The sequence below is a fragment of the Rhizobium sp. L43 genome (assembly GCF_002531725.1).
In the GTDB taxonomy this organism is placed as follows: Bacteria; Pseudomonadota; Alphaproteobacteria; order Rhizobiales; family Rhizobiaceae; genus Rhizobium.
Window position 1 is genome coordinate 40,220 of record NZ_NWSQ01000005.1, and the last position, 17,318, is coordinate 57,537.

At 60.4% G+C, this 17,318-nt stretch carries 18 protein-coding genes; 3 read left to right on the forward strand and 15 right to left on the reverse strand.

Annotation, left to right across the window (positions count from 1 at the left end):
- Nucleotides 1–20 precede the first annotated feature (20 nt).
- A complete protein-coding gene (trxA, locus tag CO667_RS07265) occupies nt 21–341 on the forward strand; it encodes a thioredoxin (protein WP_097617753.1) in 321 nt (106 codons plus the stop codon).
- Nucleotides 342–428: 87 nt separating this feature from the next.
- On the opposite strand, the gene CO667_RS07270 is transcribed toward trxA, so the two are convergent.
- The 10 genes from CO667_RS07270 to CO667_RS07315 all read right to left on the reverse strand — a co-directional run bounded on the left by CO667_RS07270 (nt 429) and on the right by CO667_RS07315 (nt 10,597).
- On the reverse strand, nt 429–1,781 hold the full coding sequence (locus CO667_RS07270) for a folylpolyglutamate synthase/dihydrofolate synthase family protein (RefSeq protein ID WP_179874086.1): 1,353 nt from the start codon (nt 1,779–1,781) through the stop codon (nt 429–431).
- A 27-nt stretch (nt 1,782–1,808) separates the two neighbouring features.
- The gene (accD, locus tag CO667_RS07275) at nt 1,809–2,714 is read right to left on the reverse strand and encodes an acetyl-CoA carboxylase, carboxyltransferase subunit beta (protein ID WP_097617755.1); all 906 of its coding nucleotides are present in this window, start codon (nt 2,712–2,714) and stop codon (nt 1,809–1,811) included.
- Between the two features lie 163 nt (nt 2,715–2,877).
- Nucleotides 2,878–3,717 carry a tryptophan synthase subunit alpha gene (trpA, locus tag CO667_RS07280; protein ID WP_097617756.1) on the reverse strand — a complete coding sequence of 280 codons (840 nt, stop codon included), beginning with the start codon at nt 3,715–3,717 and terminating at the stop codon, nt 2,878–2,880.
- 3 nt (nt 3,718–3,720) lie between these two features.
- Nucleotides 3,721–4,941 carry a tryptophan synthase subunit beta gene (gene trpB / locus CO667_RS07285; RefSeq protein ID WP_097617757.1) on the reverse strand — a complete coding sequence of 407 codons (1,221 nt, stop codon included), beginning with the start codon at nt 4,939–4,941 and terminating at the stop codon, nt 3,721–3,723.
- 2 nt (nt 4,942–4,943) lie between these two features.
- Nucleotides 4,944–5,612 carry a phosphoribosylanthranilate isomerase gene (locus CO667_RS07290; RefSeq protein ID WP_097617758.1) on the reverse strand — a complete coding sequence of 223 codons (669 nt, stop codon included), beginning with the start codon at nt 5,610–5,612 and terminating at the stop codon, nt 4,944–4,946.
- Nucleotides 5,613–5,746: 134 nt separating this feature from the next.
- Nucleotides 5,747–6,505: a SprT family zinc-dependent metalloprotease gene (locus tag CO667_RS07295; protein ID WP_097617759.1), complete on the reverse strand. Its 759-nt coding sequence runs from the start codon at nt 6,503–6,505 to the stop codon at nt 5,747–5,749.
- Between the two features lie 85 nt (nt 6,506–6,590).
- Nucleotides 6,591–7,025: a DUF2852 domain-containing protein gene (locus tag CO667_RS07300; protein ID WP_097617760.1), complete on the reverse strand. Its 435-nt coding sequence runs from the start codon at nt 7,023–7,025 to the stop codon at nt 6,591–6,593.
- A 144-nt stretch (nt 7,026–7,169) separates the two neighbouring features.
- Nucleotides 7,170–8,447, reverse strand: coding sequence for a polyhydroxyalkanoate depolymerase (phaZ, locus tag CO667_RS07305; protein WP_097617761.1), 1,278 nt, complete (start codon nt 8,445–8,447; stop codon nt 7,170–7,172).
- Nucleotides 8,448–8,652: 205 nt separating this feature from the next.
- Entirely contained in the window at nt 8,653–9,495 is an 843-nt protein-coding gene (locus CO667_RS07310; protein WP_097617762.1) for a fumarylacetoacetate hydrolase family protein, read from the reverse strand.
- Between the two features lie 148 nt (nt 9,496–9,643).
- A complete protein-coding gene (locus tag CO667_RS07315; RefSeq protein WP_097617763.1) occupies nt 9,644–10,597 on the reverse strand; it encodes a glutathione S-transferase family protein in 954 nt (317 codons plus the stop codon).
- Between the two features lie 274 nt (nt 10,598–10,871).
- Here CO667_RS07315 and CO667_RS07320 point away from each other — a divergent pair, with 274 nt between their 5' ends.
- Together CO667_RS07320 and CO667_RS07325 are read left to right on the forward strand one after the other, a co-directional pair.
- Entirely contained in the window at nt 10,872–11,156 is a 285-nt protein-coding gene (locus CO667_RS07320; RefSeq protein ID WP_097618083.1) for a DUF2218 domain-containing protein, read from the forward strand.
- A gap of 46 nt (nt 11,157–11,202) precedes the next feature.
- On the forward strand, nt 11,203–11,802 hold the full coding sequence (locus tag CO667_RS07325; RefSeq protein ID WP_097617764.1) for a nitroreductase family protein: 600 nt from the start codon (nt 11,203–11,205) through the stop codon (nt 11,800–11,802).
- Between the two features lie 71 nt (nt 11,803–11,873).
- On the opposite strand, the gene gyrB is transcribed toward CO667_RS07325, so the two are convergent.
- The 5 genes from gyrB to CO667_RS07350 all read right to left on the reverse strand — a co-directional run bounded on the left by gyrB (nt 11,874) and on the right by CO667_RS07350 (nt 17,200).
- Complete coding sequence (gene gyrB / locus CO667_RS07330) at nt 11,874–14,309, reverse strand: DNA topoisomerase (ATP-hydrolyzing) subunit B (protein ID WP_097618084.1); 2,436 nt, start codon at nt 14,307–14,309, stop codon at nt 11,874–11,876.
- A 135-nt stretch (nt 14,310–14,444) separates the two neighbouring features.
- Nucleotides 14,445–14,822 carry a helix-turn-helix transcriptional regulator gene (locus CO667_RS07335; protein ID WP_097617765.1) on the reverse strand — a complete coding sequence of 126 codons (378 nt, stop codon included), beginning with the start codon at nt 14,820–14,822 and terminating at the stop codon, nt 14,445–14,447.
- Nucleotides 14,819–15,385: a Smr/MutS family protein gene (locus tag CO667_RS07340; RefSeq protein WP_097617766.1), complete on the reverse strand. Its 567-nt coding sequence runs from the start codon at nt 15,383–15,385 to the stop codon at nt 14,819–14,821. Before CO667_RS07340 ends, CO667_RS07335 begins: the two co-directional genes overlap by 4 nt.
- The gene (locus tag CO667_RS07345) at nt 15,385–16,503 is read right to left on the reverse strand and encodes a murein transglycosylase A (protein WP_097617767.1); all 1,119 of its coding nucleotides are present in this window, start codon (nt 16,501–16,503) and stop codon (nt 15,385–15,387) included. Before CO667_RS07345 ends, CO667_RS07340 begins: the two co-directional genes overlap by 1 nt.
- Nucleotides 16,496–17,200, reverse strand: a complete 705-nt coding sequence (locus tag CO667_RS07350) for a Tim44/TimA family putative adaptor protein (RefSeq protein ID WP_097617768.1) — start codon at nt 17,198–17,200, stop codon at nt 16,496–16,498. Before CO667_RS07350 ends, CO667_RS07345 begins: the two co-directional genes overlap by 8 nt.
- Between the last annotated feature and the right edge of the window lie 118 nt (nt 17,201–17,318).

Below are 17,318 nucleotides of genomic sequence, written 5' to 3' on the forward strand. Positions count from 1 at the left end.
TTCCGGTAAAGGAGCAGCCCATGGCTACCGTGAAAGTCGATATCAATAACTTCCAGTCGGAAGTTCTGGAATCCGCAGAACCCGTCGTCGTCGATTTCTGGGCTGAATGGTGCGGCCCGTGCAAGATGATTGCTCCGAGCCTCGAAGAAATCGCTATCGAGCTGGAAGGCAAGGTCAAGGTCGCCAAGCTGAATATCGATGAGAACCCGGAACTCGCCGCACAGTTCGGCGTCCGTTCCATCCCGACGCTTGCGATCTTCAAGGGCGGCGAAGTTGCCGATATCTCGGTCGGCGCCAAGCCGAAGACCGCTCTGTCGAACTGGATTTCGAACGCTGCCTGATTGATATCGCGCTGATCATATCAGCATTGATGAAAAAGCCCGGCTTCGACCGGGCTTTTTCATTTTGCAGCCTTTATTTCGCAGCCCTTATTTCGGGGGCGTGCCGTTGTCGGACAGCACATCGCCGACGAGATAGAGCGAGCCGCCGATGAGGATGCGCGGCGGCAATGCCTCCGGATCGAGCACGGCTTTGATCGCTTCCAGCGCATCGCCGACCGTCGACATCGGTTCGGCAACGAGGCCGGCATCATAGGCGGCATTCGACAATATCACCGGGTCGATCATCGCTTCGCTGCCACGGATCGGCACGCAGAAAACCTTCTCGACCAGACCGGCAAAAGCCTTGAAATAGCCGACCGGATCCTTGGTGTTGATCATGCCGATGATCAGGAACAGCGGCCGCGGCTGTCGTTCCTCGAAATTGGCCATGGCTTCGGCGATCACCTCGCCGGCACCGGGATTATGCCCGCCATCGATCCAGATTTCGGCGCCGGCGGGCGCATGCGCCAACAGCCGGCCTTCGCTCAGACGCTGCAACCGGCCCGGCCACTCCACGGAACTCATCGCCTTTTCCATCATCGTCTCGGTGACGGTGAAACCCGCCGCCTTGACGGCTCGGATGGCGGCGGCGGCATTGGCATATTGATGGCGGCCGGGAAGGCGTGGCAGCGGCAGGTCGGCAAGGCCGAATTCGTCCTGGTAGACGAGCCGGCCATATTCCTCGTGCGCCATGAAATCCTGCCCGAAGACGGCGCTCGGGCAATGCAGCCGTTCGGCCGTCGACATCAGGACGTCGAGTGCCGCATCATATTCCTGATGGCCGATGACGACGGGAAATCCCGGCTTCATGATGCCGGCCTTTTCGGCGGCGATCAGCTCGACCCTGTCGCCGAGATAGGGCTGGTGATCCAGCGAGATCGGCATGATCACCGAGACGGCCGGATCGGAAATGACATTCGTGGCGTCGAACCGGCCGCCGAGGCCGACTTCGATGATCGCGGCATCGGCCGGATGTTCGGAAAACAGGATGAAGGTGACCGCCGTCAGGATTTCGAAGACGGTAATATGCTGTCCGGCATTGGCCTCTGCCACACGACGCAGCGCCTCGGCAAAGACGGCATCATCGACAAGCTGCCCGCGCCCGCCCACCACACCGATGCGATAACGCTCGTGCCAATTGACGAGATGCGGTGAGGTATGGACGTGAGCGCTGTAGCCGCCGGCTTCGAGCAGAGCGCGGCAGAAGGCGGTGACCGACCCCTTGCCGTTGGTGCCGGCGACGTGGATCACCGGCGGCAACCTCCTGTGCGGGTTGCCGAGTTGATCGAGAAGACGGGTGATGCGATCGAGAGACAGGTCGAAGCCCTTGGGATGCAATCCCATGAGCTTGTCGATCTCCTGTGCTGCCTCACTCACTGCGGTTTGGCCCCTGGGTATCAATTCGGCACCCCGCCTGCTTGTCGGTTATCAGGCGCTCGCCGCCAGAGCGATCGCGCCGCTATTGATGTCATTCGCCGCCGAAACCGGCTTCTTCGTCAGGATCTTCAGGAGACGCGCCAGCGTTTCCGGAATGTCGTGCCGTTTGACGACCATGTCGACCATACCATGCTCCAGCAGATATTCGGAGGTCTGGAAGCCCTCAGGCAGTTTTTCACGCAGCGTCTGCTCGATCACCCGCTTGCCGGCAAAGCCGATTTCGGCACCCGGTTCGGCCAGATGAATATCGCCGAGCATGGCATAGGAGGCGGTGACGCCGCCCGTCGTCGGGTTGGTCAGCACGACGATATAGGGCTGGCCGGATTCCTTGAGCAAGTCGACGGCAACGGTCGTGCGCGGCAGCTGCATCAGCGACAGGATGCCTTCCTGCATGCGCGCACCGCCGGAAGCCGGGAACATCACCAGCGGGCACTTTTCGGAGGTCGCACGTTCGAAAGCCTTGACGATCGCCTCGCCGGCGGCCATGCCGAGCGAACCGCCGATGAAGTTGAATTCATGCACGACCGCCACGAGCTTCAGACCCTGCACCTTTCCGAGCCCGGCGAGGATCGTATCTTCCTGTTCGGTCTTCAGGCGGCTGTCGCGCAGGCGATCGCTGTATTTCTTCGAATCGCGGAACTTCAGCGGGTCCTGGGCGACCTTCGGCTGCGGCAGCGATTCGAACTCGCCATTGTCGAATAGATCGGTCAGGCGAGCCTTCGCCGGCATCTTCATGTGATAACCGGAGGCCGGAATGACCCATTTGTTACCTTCCAGGTCCTTATGGAAGACCATCTCGCCGGTTTCCGGGCACTTGATCCAGAGGTTCTCCGGCACTTCGCGACGGCCCAGCATGGAATTGATCCGCGGGCGAACGTAGTTGGTGATCCAGTTCAACTCGAATACTCCTGATTGACTAAAGCACGTCACGATCTTTCAGATCGGTTGCCACGCTTTAGGTCTTTGTTTCCCGCATGTCTCGGCAAAAGCGTTTCACGCTTTGCCTGGCAAAACCGCTGCACACTTTTGCGCGACATGCTTTGACGCCAATGTGGGCAAACTATTCGGCAGCAACAAGGCGTGCCGAACGGGTTCCCGAGGAAAGGCAGCGCACCAGCGTTGCGACCGCCTGAACGGTGTCCGCCGTTGCCTTGCCGTCAGCCGTCAAACTGGTCGCGACCTGATTGACGATCGCGGTGCCGACGACGACGCCGTCGGCCGAAGCGCCGATGACCTTTGCATGTTCCGCCGTCTTGACGCCGAATCCGACGCAGACGGGCAGTTTGGTATGCTGCTTGATGCGTTCGACCGCGCCCGAGACCAGCGACGGATCCGGCAGCGCCGAACCGGTGATGCCGTTCATGGAGACGTAATAGACGAAACCGGAGGTGTTCTTCAAAACCGTCGGCAGGCGCTTCTCATCCGTCGTCGGTGTCGCCAGGCGGATGAAATTAATGCCCTTGCGGATCGCCGGGATGCAGAGTTCATCATCCATCTCGGGTGGCAGGTCGACAACGATCAGGCCGTCGATGCCGGCCGCAATCGCGTCGTCGAGGAACTTCTCCACGCCATAAATATAGATCGGGTTATAGTAGCCCATCATCACGATCGGCGTCGCATCGTTGGTTTGGCGGAAATCGGCTGCCAGCTGCAGCGTCTTCTTCAGCGTCTGGCCGCCTTTCAACGCGCGCTGACCGGCGAGCTGGATCGCCGGGCCGTCGGCCATCGGATCGGAAAAGGGCATGCCGAGCTCAATAATGTCGGACCCCGCCTCCGGCAGCGCTTTCATGATGCCGAGCGAGGTATCGTAATCAGGATCGCCGCCCATGAAATAGGTCACAAGCGCCGGACGGCCCTCGGCCTTCAGCTCGGCAAAGCGTTTGTCCATGCGTGCGGTCATGTCTTACAGTCCCATTCCCAGAATCTTGCCGACGGTGAAGATATCCTTGTCGCCGCGGCCGGAGAGGTTCATCAGGATGATCTCGTCCTTGCCCATCTTCGGCGCGCGCTTGATCACCTCGGCAATCGCGTGCGAGGGCTCGAGCGCCGGGATGATGCCTTCGAGGCGGGTCAGGGTCTGGAACGCCTCGAGCGCTTCGTGATCCATGATCGGCACATAGTCGACGCGGCCGGTATCGTTCAGCCAGGAATGTTCGGGGCCGATGCCGGGATAATCGAGGCCGGCCGAAATCGAATGGCCTTCCTTGATCTGGCCGTCGCCATCCTGCAGCAGATAGGTGCGGTTGCCGTGCAGCACGCCCGGCGAGCCGGCGGTGATCGAAGCGCAATGTTCGTCGCCCTGCAGGCCCTTGCCGCCAGCTTCGACGCCGACGATCTTGACGGTGGGATCATCAAGGAAAGGATGGAAAATGCCGATCGCGTTCGAACCACCGCCGACGGCAGCGATGACCAGATCCGGCAGACGGCCCTCGGCCGCCAGCATCTGCTGTTTCGCTTCGGTACCGATCACCGATTGGAAATCGCGGACCATCTCCGGATAGGGATGCGGGCCGGCCGCCGTGCCGATGAGGTAATAGGTATCCTCGACATTGGTGACCCAGTCACGAAGCGCCTCGTTCATGGCGTCCTTCAGCGTACCGCTGCCGGCGGTCACCGGTTTGACTTCGGCGCCGAGCAGCTTCATGCGGAAAACATTCGGCGCCTGACGCTCGACGTCGGTGGCGCCCATATAGACGACGCAGGGAAGGCCGAAGCGGGCGGCAACGGTGGCGGAGGCAACGCCATGCTGGCCGGCGCCGGTTTCGGCGATGATGCGGGTCTTGCCCATGCGCTTGGCAAGAAGGATCTGGCCGATACAGTTGTTGATCTTGTGCGAGCCGGTGTGATTCAGCTCCTCGCGCTTGAAATAGATCTTCGCGCCGCCGAGTTCGGCCGTCAGCCGTTCGGCGAAATAGAGTGGGCTCGGGCGACCGATATAATGGGCGCCGAGATGCTTCAATTCGGCCTGGAATGCCGGATCGTTCTTCGCCTTGTTCCACTCGTCCTGAAGATCGAGAATCAAAGGCATCAATGTTTCGGCAACGAAACGACCGCCATAGATGCCGAAACGGCCGTCTTCATCGGGGCCGGAACGGAAGGAATTCGGTTTAGGCGTTTCGTTCACTCTCAACTCCCTGAGGCCACGACAGGCGCATCCGCCTCTTCGACCGCATCGAAAAATTCATCGATCATTGCGACGCTCTTCACGCCAGGCGCGCTTTCGACTCCCGAGGAGACGTCGATACCACGTGCCTTGGTGTTCACAAGCGCATCCGCGACATTGTCCTTGTTCAGCCCGCCGGAAAGCATGTAGTCGATGCTGCCGTCAAGCCAGCCGAGGAGGCTCCAATCGAAAGAAATACCGTTGCCGCCCGGCAGTTCGGAGCCCTTCGGCGCTTTTGCATCGAAGAGGAAGCGATCGGCGATACCGATATAGGCCTCTACGCGCTTCAAATCATCGGCCGTGCGCACCGAAAAAACCTTCATGACAGGCAGACCATAGAGCGCCTTTATGGTCAGTACATGTTCGGGGCTCTCATTGCCGTGGAGCTGCAGAATATCGGGCTTCAACAGCGAGACGATCTCATCCAATTCGTCATTGGTCGGATCGACGACGACGGCGACGATCTTCGCCTTGCCGCGCGCGGGTTCGGCAAGTTTACCCGCCAGGTCCGGCTCGATGTAGCGCGGGCTCTTTTCGAAAAAGATAAAACCGATGTGGGTCGCGCCGCGTTTCAGCGCGCGATCGACAGCTTCAGGCGTCTTCAAGCCACAGATCTTGATATCCGGTTTCATGGCAGCGAAGTGACACGAAATGCGGCAAGAGTCGAGCCAATTTGCATGGAAAGCTGTATTTAGCGCGGCTTTCGGCTTGCCTATGACTTGAAATGATGGAGCGTCGTCAGCGCGTCCATTGGACGCGCGGCGCTCTAGTCGAAATCGATGGCATGGAGCTGGTTGCCATGCCGCTTCAGCCAGGACTTTGCCTCTTCCATACCGGGGCAAAGCTTCCGGCAAAGCGCCCAGAAGTGCGGACCGTGGTTCATTTCCTTGAGATGGGCAACTTCGTGGGCGGCGAGATAATCGATCACCGAGGGCGGCGCCATGACGATGCGCCAGGAAAAGCTCAGATTTCCCTCCGACGAGCATGAGCCCCAGCGGCTGCGGGTATCCTTCATCGAGATCGAGCGGATCGGCGCCCGGATCGTTCCGGCATGCATCGTCGCCAGTCTTGCGAGGTCGGCGCGCGCCTCTTTCTTGAGAAAGGCCGCAATGCGCCGTCCGACATGTTCCGGCATGCCGCTGACGCGCAGCACCGGCCTGCCGTCTATCAAAACCGCCTCCGTCAGGCCGCGCAAGCTGCCGGTATGCTGGATCCGATGGGAAACGCCGCGAAAGAGAATTTCGCCGCCGTCGCGCAGGCCGGCATCGGTCGAAAACTTGGCAAGTTTGGTCAGCAGCCAGCCTTGGTGGCGATCGAGAAATGCATTGACCTCGCGCGCCGCAAGACCTTTCGGCACCGTCATCTTCAAGGCCCGGCCGCCCGGCTCGATGCGCAAGGTGATGCGCGTCGCCCGGTCGTGCTGCTTGATTGTCAGCGGCATCAGCCGGCCGGCGACGTCAAGCGTCCGCGTTTCGGGCGGAGCCGGTTTGCGGGCTTTCGGCCTTGTTTTCAGAAGCGAGAACATCGGTGTTTTCTATCCGATTCGCCGGGGGAACGGACATAGAAAAACCGGCATCGGAAGATGCCGGTCATTTTCAGCGTTCAGGCCATCACGGCGTCTGGTATTCAGCGACCGGGCCATTGTCGTCACGCTTGGCGTTCCTGCGGTCACGCATGAAGCGATCGAACTCTTCCTGGTCCTTGGCGCGGCGAAGTTCGCGCATGTAAGCATCGAATTCCTCGCGCATTTCGTCGAGCTTGCGGCGCTCTTCCTCGATCCGGTCGATCTCGGCCTTGCGCCAGTCGTCGAAGGCGACGTTGCCGGTCGAGAAGTGCGGGCGGTGACGGCCGGTCGAACGGCGGCAGGAGGCAAAGAAGCCATCGGTCGCCTCATTGACGTCACGCTTGAAGCCGCGCAGACGGTCGCCGAAGATGATGTAGGCAAGCATGGCAAGACCCAGAGGCCAGAAAACCATGAAGCCGAGAATCATCAGGGCAATGGTAGCCGGAGTCCAATCCGGTCGAAGCAATGCTGACTGGTTCATCGTGCGGGTATCCCTCGCTTTCCGCGCCCGGCAGAATACCGAACGCTGAAATCGATGTGGTAACCACAACAACGGCCTTCAAGACGATTGCCCGCGAAATCGGACAAATCCTTGAATCCGTTCTGCTAATTCAGCCACCTCTAATCAGGCGGTGCGACCGCCCTTGATGACGCGCGGCACCGGCGGCTTGACGGCGGAACGGGAATGTTCTCGGACAAAATTGATGATGCGCGGCGCGATCTCGCGGCGGAACCGCGAACCGTTGAAAACACCATAATGGCCGACATCCGGCTGAAGATAGTGCATGCGCATATCTTCAGGAATGTTCACGCAGATGGTCTGCGCCGCCTTTGTCTGGCCGACGCCGGAGATGTCGTCATTCTCACCCTCGACGGTCAGCAGCGCCACCTTGCGGATCGCTGCCGGATCGACGCGTTTGCCGCGATGCATCAACTCGCCCTTCGGCAGCGCATGCTTGATGAAGACCTGCTCGACCGTCTGCAGGTAGAATTCGGCGGTCAGATCCATGACGGCAAGATACTCGTCGTAGAAATCGCGATGTTTTTCCGGTTCGCCGTCGTTCTTCACGAGATGCATGAAGAATTCCTTGTGGGCGACGACATGGCGATCGAGATTCATCGACATGAAGCCCGAAAGCTGTAGGAAACCCGGATAGACAGGGCGCATGAAGCCCGGCTGCGGCCAGGGCACGTTCATGATGACATTGTCGGAGAACCACTGCAGCGAGCGCTCCTGAGCGAGCTTGTTGACCGCCGTCGGATTGATGCGCGTGTCGATCGGACCGCCCATCAGCGTCATCGACGACGGTGACAGCGGATCATTGGCTTCCTCCATCACCGCGGCGGCCGCCAGCACCGGAACCGAGGGCTGACAGACGGCGATGACATGCGTGTCCTGACCGAGGAAATGCAGCATCTCGATGACATAGTCGACGTAATCGTCGAAATCGAACCTGCCTTCCGTCATCGGCACCATGCGGGCGTCGATCCAGTCGGTGATGTAGACATCGGCACTCGGCAGCAGCGCCTCCACCGTGCCGCGCAGCAGCGTGGCATAGTGGCCGGACATCGGCGCGACAATCAGGATGCGCGGGTCATTGCCGCGGGCCGCCGGAACATTGCGGGCGAAATGCAGCAGATTGCAGAAGGGTCGCGACCAGACGACCTCTTCGCGGACGGACACCGGCTGATCACCGATCATCGTCTGCTTCAGTCCGAATTCCGGCTTGCCATAGCGGCGCGTCGTGCGTTCGAACATTTCGAGACTTGCCGTTATCGTCCGGCCGAACGGCGTATGGGAAAACGGGTTCAGCGGATTGGCATAAGCAAATCGCATAATATCGGCCGCGGCGCGAAACGGCGCCATGGCGGCATGGTTCAATTCATAAAGCTGATAAAACATGGAAGGCGCCACCTTTCTCCATCGAAAAGATGACGCCGATTGAAAGGCATCGACTCTTTCCGTTACGCGGGCACGTCACGCAGACTAACAGTTTTTTGTTGCACAGCAACATGGACGAACCAGACCCGCACAAGAAATGCCGGAGAATTGACCCTCCGGCATCACTATCGACTGGAAAACTTAAGTTTCTCAGCAGAAATCGTCGTTAACGATCCGCTACGAAGCTCTGCTTCTGCGTGCCGAGACCTTCGATGCCGAGCTCTACGACGTCGCCATCCTTGAGATATTGTGGCGGTTTCATGCCCATGCCGACGCCGGGCGGCGTTCCGGTGGAGATCACGTCGCCTGGATGCAGCGACATGAACTGGCTGAGATAGGATACGATGTGGGCGACACCGTAGACCATGGTCTTGGACGAACCATTCTGCATCGTCTGGCCGTTGACCTTCAGCCACATGCCGAGGTTTTGCGGATCGGCGATCTCGTCCTTCGTGACCAGCCAGGGACCGATCGGGCCGAAGGTGTCGCAGGACTTGCCCTTGGTCCACTGACCGGCGCGTTCCGTCTGGAAGGCGCGCTCGGAAACGTCGTGAGAAACACAGTAGCCGGCGACGTAGTCGAGCGCCTCGGCCTCCCTGACATATTTCGCGGTCTTGCCGATGACGACGCCGAGTTCGACTTCCCAATCGGTCTTTTCCGAACCGCGCGGAATCTGCACGGTGTCGTTCGGACCAACGATGGCCGAGGTCGCCTTCATGAAGATCACCGGCTCGGGCGGCACGGTGGCGCCGGTTTCGGCGGCATGGTCGGAGAAATTGAGGCCGATGCAGATGAATTTGCCGGTGCCGACAACACAGGCGCCGATGCGGCCGGGGGCAAGCTCCGGAAGGCTCTTTGGATCAATCGCCGCGATCTTTGCAAGACCTGCCGGCGTGATGGCTTCGCCGCCGATATCGGCGACATGGCCGGAGAGATCGCGGATCTTGCCATCGGCATCGAGAAGCGCGGGTTTTTCATTGCCTGCTTCGCCAACACGCATCAGCTTCATGGAATTTCCTCCTCATCGAAAACGGATTTGCAGCCACCTATGAACGAATTATTCACCGGTGTCATTACGCCTTTGCCGCCAAGCGGTACGGCTTTCCGTGAATTCGAATGGATTTGGGCGCAAAACGCCTGCATTGCGGCATCACGCTTTAAAAAATTTCCGCCAGATCAGGGCCGGCAGGAACGATCTTTGTCGGATTGAGGCTTTCGATCGAGTAGTAGCCGCGCTTGATGTGGTCGAGATTTACCGTTTCGGCGATGCCCGGCCAATCCAGCATGCGGCGGCAAAAGGCGCGCAGGTTGGCATAGTTGGAAAGCCGGCGCAGATTGCATTTGAAGAGGCCGTGATAGGCGACGTCGAAGCGCACAAGGGTTACGAAGAGCCGGATATCGCTTTCCGTCGGATGATCGGCGAAGAGAAAGGACCGATCCTCCAGCTGCGGTTCGACCCAGTCGAGGCAGGCAAAGACATCGGCGAAGGCTTCTTCGTAGGCAAGCTGCGTTGTGGCGAAACCGGCGCGATAGACGCCATTGTTCAGGGCCGGATAGATGCGGTCGTTGAAAGCATCGATCTGGCTGCGTCTTTCCGCCGGGTAAAGATCAATCGGATTTTTTGCGAGGTCGCCGAAGCCGCCGTTCAGCATGCGCAGGATATCGGCGGATTCATTGTTGACGATGGTCTTTCTCTGCTTGTCCCAGAGAACCGGTACGGTGGCCCGACCGGTGAAATCGGATGCTGCCGCGGTGTAGATTTCATGCATATAAGTTAGGCTGTTGACGTGATCCTGCGTCGCGCCGGGATAGTCACCGAAGCGCCAACCCTCTCTGCTCAGCAGCGGCTCGACGACGGAGACGGAAATGACGTCGTCGAGGCCCTTGAGCTTGCGGCCGATCAGGGTGCGTGAGGCCCAAGGGCAGATATAGGCGACATAGAGATGGTAACGGCCGGCGCCGGCTTCGAAGCCGCCCTCGCCCGTCGGCCCGGCGCTGCCATCCGGGGTCACCCAGTTGCGGAAACTCGATGTCTGCCTGACGAAGCCGCCCTTTTCATCCTTGGCCTGAACGGGCTGCCAGTCTTCCGTCCATTTTCCATTCACCAGCATGCGCAACTCTCCGACCGATTGACTGAAGCGGTTCTTACCCTGCTTCGGCGCGCGCGTAAGGCCGCTTTATAGAGACAGCCCGTCCACCCGACTGCGACGACGCTGCGCTTGCCAAGGCTGCGAAGCAGGAAATATGACTTGGCTCTAAAGCGCGTCGCGATCTCCCAGATTCGCTTGCCGCGCTTTAGGTCCTTGTTTTACGCATGTCGTTATCGCAAAACCGCTGCACACTTTTGCGCGACATGCTCTAGTCAAATATGAGATGGAGTTCGACATGCACCTCTCCAAGGCCGTCGTGCGCACCGAACATGCGAGCCGCTATCTGCAGCAGCTCTGCAAACATTGGAGCCACAAGTTCAGCGTCGACTTCGACCCCGTGAAGGGCCGGGTGCCGTTCAGCGATACAGCCGAGGTGACGTTCACTGCCGACGATGCGGCGCTGACCATGACACTTTCTGTCGCCGACCCCGCACAGCAGGCAAGGATGCAGGGTGTCATCGACGATCACCTGAAGCGCTTCGCCTTCCGCGAGGAACTCGTCATCGTCTGGACGGGCTGAGCCCAGCCCCCAATCCAAATTTTCTGCCCCGAACCCTGGAGCAAGCATGACGAAGAGCAATAACCGCGAATCTCAATATCCGATCGATCCGATGTTTCTCGACCGTTGGTCACCGCGCGCCTTCACCGGCGAAATTATCGAGGAGGCACAGCTGCTTAGCCTGCTCGACGCCGCCCATTGGGCGCCGTCTTCGTCCAATCAACAGCCCTGGCGCTTCATCTATGCCCTCAAGGGCTCGGAGCATTGGGAGAAATTCGTCGCATTGCTCGTCGATGCCAATCAGGAGTGGGCTAAGAATGCGTCAGCGCTGATCTTCATCGTGTCGCGCGCCTTCACCGGGATCGCCGGTTCCGGCGAGGAAAAGCCGAGCTATACCCATTCCTTCGACGCTGGCACGGCCTGGGGATATTTGGCGCTTCAAGCCCGCCTCTCCGGGTTCTATGCCCATGGCATGGGCGGCATCAAACACGAGGAAATCAGCAAGACGTTCGCCATTCCCGAGGGCTACCGGGTCGAAGCCGGCGTTGCCGTCGGCCGTATCGCCGACAAGAGTGTCCTGTCCGAACGCAATCAGGCGCGCGAATTCCCCAGTCAGCGCAAACCGCTCTCCGAGGTCGCCTTCAACGGCCGTTTCGTGGCGAACTGAGCGAAGCCAATCGCGCAAACAAAAGCCCCGCCGTTCGAGGAACAGCGGGGCTTTTATTGGAGAAACATCAATCAGATATCGAGATTTGCGACGCTCAGCGCGTTGTCCTGGATGAATTCCCGCCGCGGTTCGACTTCGTCACCCATCAGACGGGCGAAGAGGCCGTCGGCGTCGGTGGCATCGTTGACCTTGACCTGCAGCAGCGAGCGGACATTCGGATCGAGCGTGGTTTCCCAGAGCTGCTCGGCATTCATCTCGCCGAGGCCCTTGTATCGCTGCATGGTCAGACCCTTGCGGCCGGTGGCAAAGATTGCGTCGAGCAAGGCACGCGGGCCTGAGATCTCGACATCGCCTTCGCGGCGATGCAGCGACGGTGGTGTCTGATAGATTTCCTTGAGGCGCGCGGTCAGCTGGTCGATATGACGGGCATCCGAAGAGCCGATCAACGCCATGTCGAGCACGACGATTTCCCTGACGCCGCGGACCATGCGTTCGAGGCGCAGGCCGCCATCGCTGGTGAGATCGCCCTGCCAGCCGCGCTCGGTCTCCTCGGCGATAATGTCGAGACGGCTTGCAACCTCTGTCGTCAATGCCTGCGCTCTTGCCTGATCGCTGACGAGATCGGCATTGAGGGCACCGGCGATTGCCGCCTGTTCGACGACGGCACGATTGTAGCGCGAATGAAGATTGTCGAGCAAAGCGCGCATGCGCAGCGCATCCAGGATGACCTCGCGCAGATCCTGGCCGGTGCGAACCTCGCCGCTGCCGAGCTTCAGCGCGGCATCTTCCAGGCCCTGGCTGATGAGATATTCCTCGAGCGCCTTTTCGTCCTTCAGATACTGCACCGACTTGCCGCGCGAGACCTTATAGAGCGGCGGCTGAGCGATGTAGAGGTGGCCGCGCTCGATCAGTTCCGGCATCTGCCGGAAGAAGAAGGTGAGCAGCAGGGTGCGGATGTGGGCGCCGTCGACGTCGGCATCCGTCATGATGATGATCTTGTGGTAGCGCAGCTTTTCGACGTTGAACTCGTCCTTGCCGATGCCGGTGCCGAGCGCGGTGATCAGCGTGCCGATTTCCTGGCTCGACAACATCTTGTCGAAACGGGCGCGTTCGACGTTCAGGATCTTGCCGCGCAGGGGCAGGATCGCCTGGTTCTCGCGCGAGCGGCCCTGCTTGGCCGAGCCGCCGGCCGAATCACCCTCGACGAGAAAGACTTCGGATTTTGCCGGGTCGCGCTCGGAGCAGTCGGCGAGCTTGCCCGGCAGCGAAGCGATATCGAGTGCGCCTTTGCGGCGGGTCAATTCACGGGCCTTGCGGGCCGCTTCGCGTGCGGCCGCTGCCTCGACGACCTTGCCGACGAGAATCTTGGCTTCGCTCGGATGTTCTTCGAACCAGGTGTTCAGCGCCTCGTTGACGAGGCTTTCGACGACAGGGCGGACTTCCGAGGAAACCAGCTTATCCTTGGTCTGCGAGGAGAATTTCGGATCGGGCACCTTGACCGACAACACCGCCGTTAGGCCTTCGCGGCAATCTTCGCCCTGCAGCGTCACTTTTTCCTTTTTGGTGATGCCGGAATTGTCGGCATAGGACACCACCTGGCGCGTCAACGCCGCGCGGAAGCCGGCCATATGCGTGCCGCCGTCGCGCTGGGGAATGTTGTTGGTGAAGCAGAGCACGTTCTCATGATAGCTGTCGTTCCACCACATCGCCACTTCGACGGTGATGCCGTCCTTTTCACCGCGGATGGCGACCGGCTTGTCGACGAGAGGCTTCTTGGCGCGGTCGAGATAAGCGACGAAAGCCTCGAGGCCGCCGTCATAACGCAGCTCTTCCTGCTTGATATCGGAATGGCGCTTGTCGGTCAGCAGGATGCGCACGCCGGAGTTCAGGAAGGCGAGTTCGCGCAGGCGGTGCTCCAGCGTGCCGTAGTCGAACTCCGTCATGGTGAAAGTGTCGGTGCTCGGCATGAAGCTCACTTCCGTGCCGGTCTCATTCGGCGCATCGCCGGTGACCTTCAGCGGCGCATCGGCCACGCCGTGGGTGAAGCTCATTTCATGGATCTTGCCCTGGCGGCGGATCTTCAGCTTCAGCCAGACGGACAGCGCGTTGACGACGGAGACGCCGACGCCGTGCAGACCGCCGGAAACCTTGTAGGAATTCTGGTCGAACTTACCGCCGGCATGGAGCTGGGTCATGATGACTTCGGCCGCCGACACGCCTTCGCCGGTGTGGATGTCCGTCGGGATGCCGCGGCCGTTGTCGGTGACGGTCACCGAGCCATCCGGATTGAGGGTGACGGTGACGATGTCGGCATGGCCGGCGAGCGCTTCGTCGATCGCGTTGTCGACGACTTCATAAACCATGTGATGAAGGCCGGAGCCATCGTCGGTATCGCCGATATACATGCCGGGACGCTTGCGCACGGCATCGAGGCCCTTCAGAACCTTGATGGAATCTGCGCCATATTCGGTGCTTACGCCGTTTTCCGTCGCGGATGTATCGCTCATTCTGTCGAGATTTTCCCTGTTGCCGTAAAGCTGCGGCGCGCCTTGCGAATCACCGGCTTTCTTCACTCTCGTATATAGGTTTTTTGCACCCGGTTCCCAATGGCAAGTCCCCTGAACAAGCCATAAAACAGGGGATTATGACGCTTTTCCGTCGCCTTTGCCGTCATTTTCGAGAAGAGCGGATAACCGGCCGATCTCTGCGCTGTCAAGGTTGCGAATCTGGCGCGCCAGCCGATTGGCAAATTCGGTATATTCCGGCGGCAGGCCTGACGTGTCGATCACCACGCGCGGGGCGGAAGAGCGGGCGAGCAGGAACAGTTCCTCGGCCTCGTCCCAGATGATGTTGAAATAGCCGGCGATGCGCTGCAGCAGATCGAATGTCGGCAGACCGCGCTTGCCATGTTCGAGCGCCGAGAGATAGGCGGGAGAAACGTTCAGCGCTTCCGCCATCTCCTTCTGTGACACACCTTTACGCGCTCTCAGCCGGCGAACAGCCTCTCCGAACGGAGTCATGGCCTCTCCCCTGGCCGTCGCGACAGGCGGATATAGAGCGCGCCCTCACCGCCATGATGCTGTGCGGCCGACTCATAAGAGGAGATCAGGTAGCGGAATTCCGGCTTCGAGAACCACAGGGGCACGGCTCGCTTCAGCGCGCCGTCGCTGCCCATCGAGCTGCCCTTGCCTGTTATGACCAATACATGGCGCATGCCGCGCTCGTGGGCGCGGATCAGAAAATCGAGAAGGATGGCATGAGCCTCGCTCTGCACCAGCCCGTGCAGGTCGATCCGCGCTTCGAGCGCCAGCCGCCCCTTGGCGATCTTGCGCTTGACCGGCTTTTCCAGCGGATGATGCACCCCGGCGGACGGTTTCATGGTTGACGGTACTGTCGGCTGCAGCGGCATGGGCGCGGTGAGTGTCTGCTTTTCCTGTTCCCGTTCGGCCGCCGCTTCGGCTTCGGCGAGAAAGGCATCGAGTTCGGTCAACTCACCTGTCTTGCCCGGCATTGGTCGCGTGCTGCGGGCGACCTTGCCCCAGAGGATCCTCTCATCTGTGCTGAGCTTGCGATCCCTGGCCATCAGTCGAATCTTCCGGCAGCGGCATTCGGAATGAGGATCGCGAAATCGGCGTCGTTGCGGACGGTGCCGGCACTTTCTCCGGCCATATCCCCCGATCCGGTAAAGATATCACCCCGGGCCGGCCCGACGATTGCCGAGCCGGTATCGAGCGCCAGCATCAGCCGGCGAAAGGGCCGGCCGTGGTCGAGATGGGTAAGACTTTCGGCGCGGATGAAAAAGGGAAAGCCGAACGTATGGATCATCCGGTCGACCGCAAGCGAGCGCCCGGTGAGAAGCGGCACCTTGGCGGCGGCGATCGGACCTGCCTGCGGATCAGCCACCGACGCCTCGCGGAAAAAAATATAGGAGCGGTTATGCCATAGCACTTCGTCCACACGCTCGGGATTGCGCGCCAGCCAGGCACGGATCGTCTGCATCGAGATGTCGGCGCGATCAATCTCGCCTCGGTCGATCAGCAGCTTGCCCACTGCCGAAAAAGCATGGCCGGCCTTCGCCGCATAGGTGATGCGGCCGATACGGCCATCGCTGTAACGGAGGCGGGCCGCACCCTGCACATGCACGAAGAAGACATCGACCTTTGATTTCGCCCAGGCGATTTCGAGGCCCCGGCCTTCGAGAAAGCCCTGATCGATGGCGCGGCGATCCGGATAGGTACCGATGCGGCCGTCATGCAGACGCCCGAAAGCATAGGAGCCGTCGAGCCCGGCAGGGCGATTGTCGTCGTCGAGATCGATCAGATCGTCCGGGCGACGGTAGAAAGGGAAACGGAAGATTTCGTCCGGCCGCTCCGAGACCTCGATGTCAGGTTCGTAGAAGGCGGTGACGAAGCCGGAATTGCCATCCCTACGGCGGATCCGGAAGGGCCGACAATGCGTCTCGAAAAAGGCGCGCGCCGATGCCGGAGATGACGGCGTGAAATCTTCGGCGGCCGTGAGAAGCGGCAGCAGATCTTCCGCGCTCAGCCCAAGCGATCCGGTGCGGTAGGGTTTGACATCGGTGATCTGCCGTCGGCAGCGTCGCATCACTTCAAAAAGGCCGGAGGGATCGTCGTCCTTCCAGCCTTCCAAATTGTCGAAGCTCATGGCCTGCAGGACGAAGTCCGATGCGTGGTCACTCATGTTCCGATTCGGTCGCCACGAGTTTCCAGTTCGGATCGCGCGAGCGGGTGTCGCGGGCGAAGGTCCAGAGATCGTTGACCTCGGCGACGTTTTCGGCGTCGCCTTCGATCAGCACATCCGCCTTGTCGTAGGTGGCCGATATCAGCTGGCTGATGATGCGAATGGTGATCTGCGCTTCGCTGCCCTTCGTCTCGGCATGGGTGATCTCGGCCTTGTCGATGCCGACGAAGGTGGACTTCACCTTCTCGCCCCGGGTTTCGCGCTCGCCGATCGCCGCATCGAAGCCGTCATAGACTTCGCGGGACAGCAAGTTCTTCAGCGTTTTCCGGTCGCCGTCGGCATAGGCCATGACGATCATCTCGTAAGCCATGCGGGCGCCGTTCAGAAACTCCTTCGGGCTGAAGGCGGGATCGGCCTTGTTCAGCGCGCGCAGCGATTCGTTGAGCGGCGTTCCCGGCGCGGCGAAGGCATCGATGGCGGCGAAGCGATCCTCGTCCTCCGTCGTCGCATCGCGGCGCGGCAGCGTCACGACCTTGCCGCCATCGGCGGCCTCGGCCGGTGCTGCGTCCCGCGGCGTATAGAGATCGCGCGGCGGCTTCTCATTTCCTGTGCGGCGCCCGAGCACGGAGCGCAGCTGAAAGAAAATCAGCACAGCCGCCACCAGGAAGAATAATGTGATGAAGTCGTTCGAACTCATATCGTATCGCAGCCGCCGTTAACATCTCTGATTTGTACTCCCATATAGTCTGCCTATACAGATGATTCAAATGATGGCTGGCATCTTCGCCGGCGCCCAAGAGGAGACCGGCAAGCCC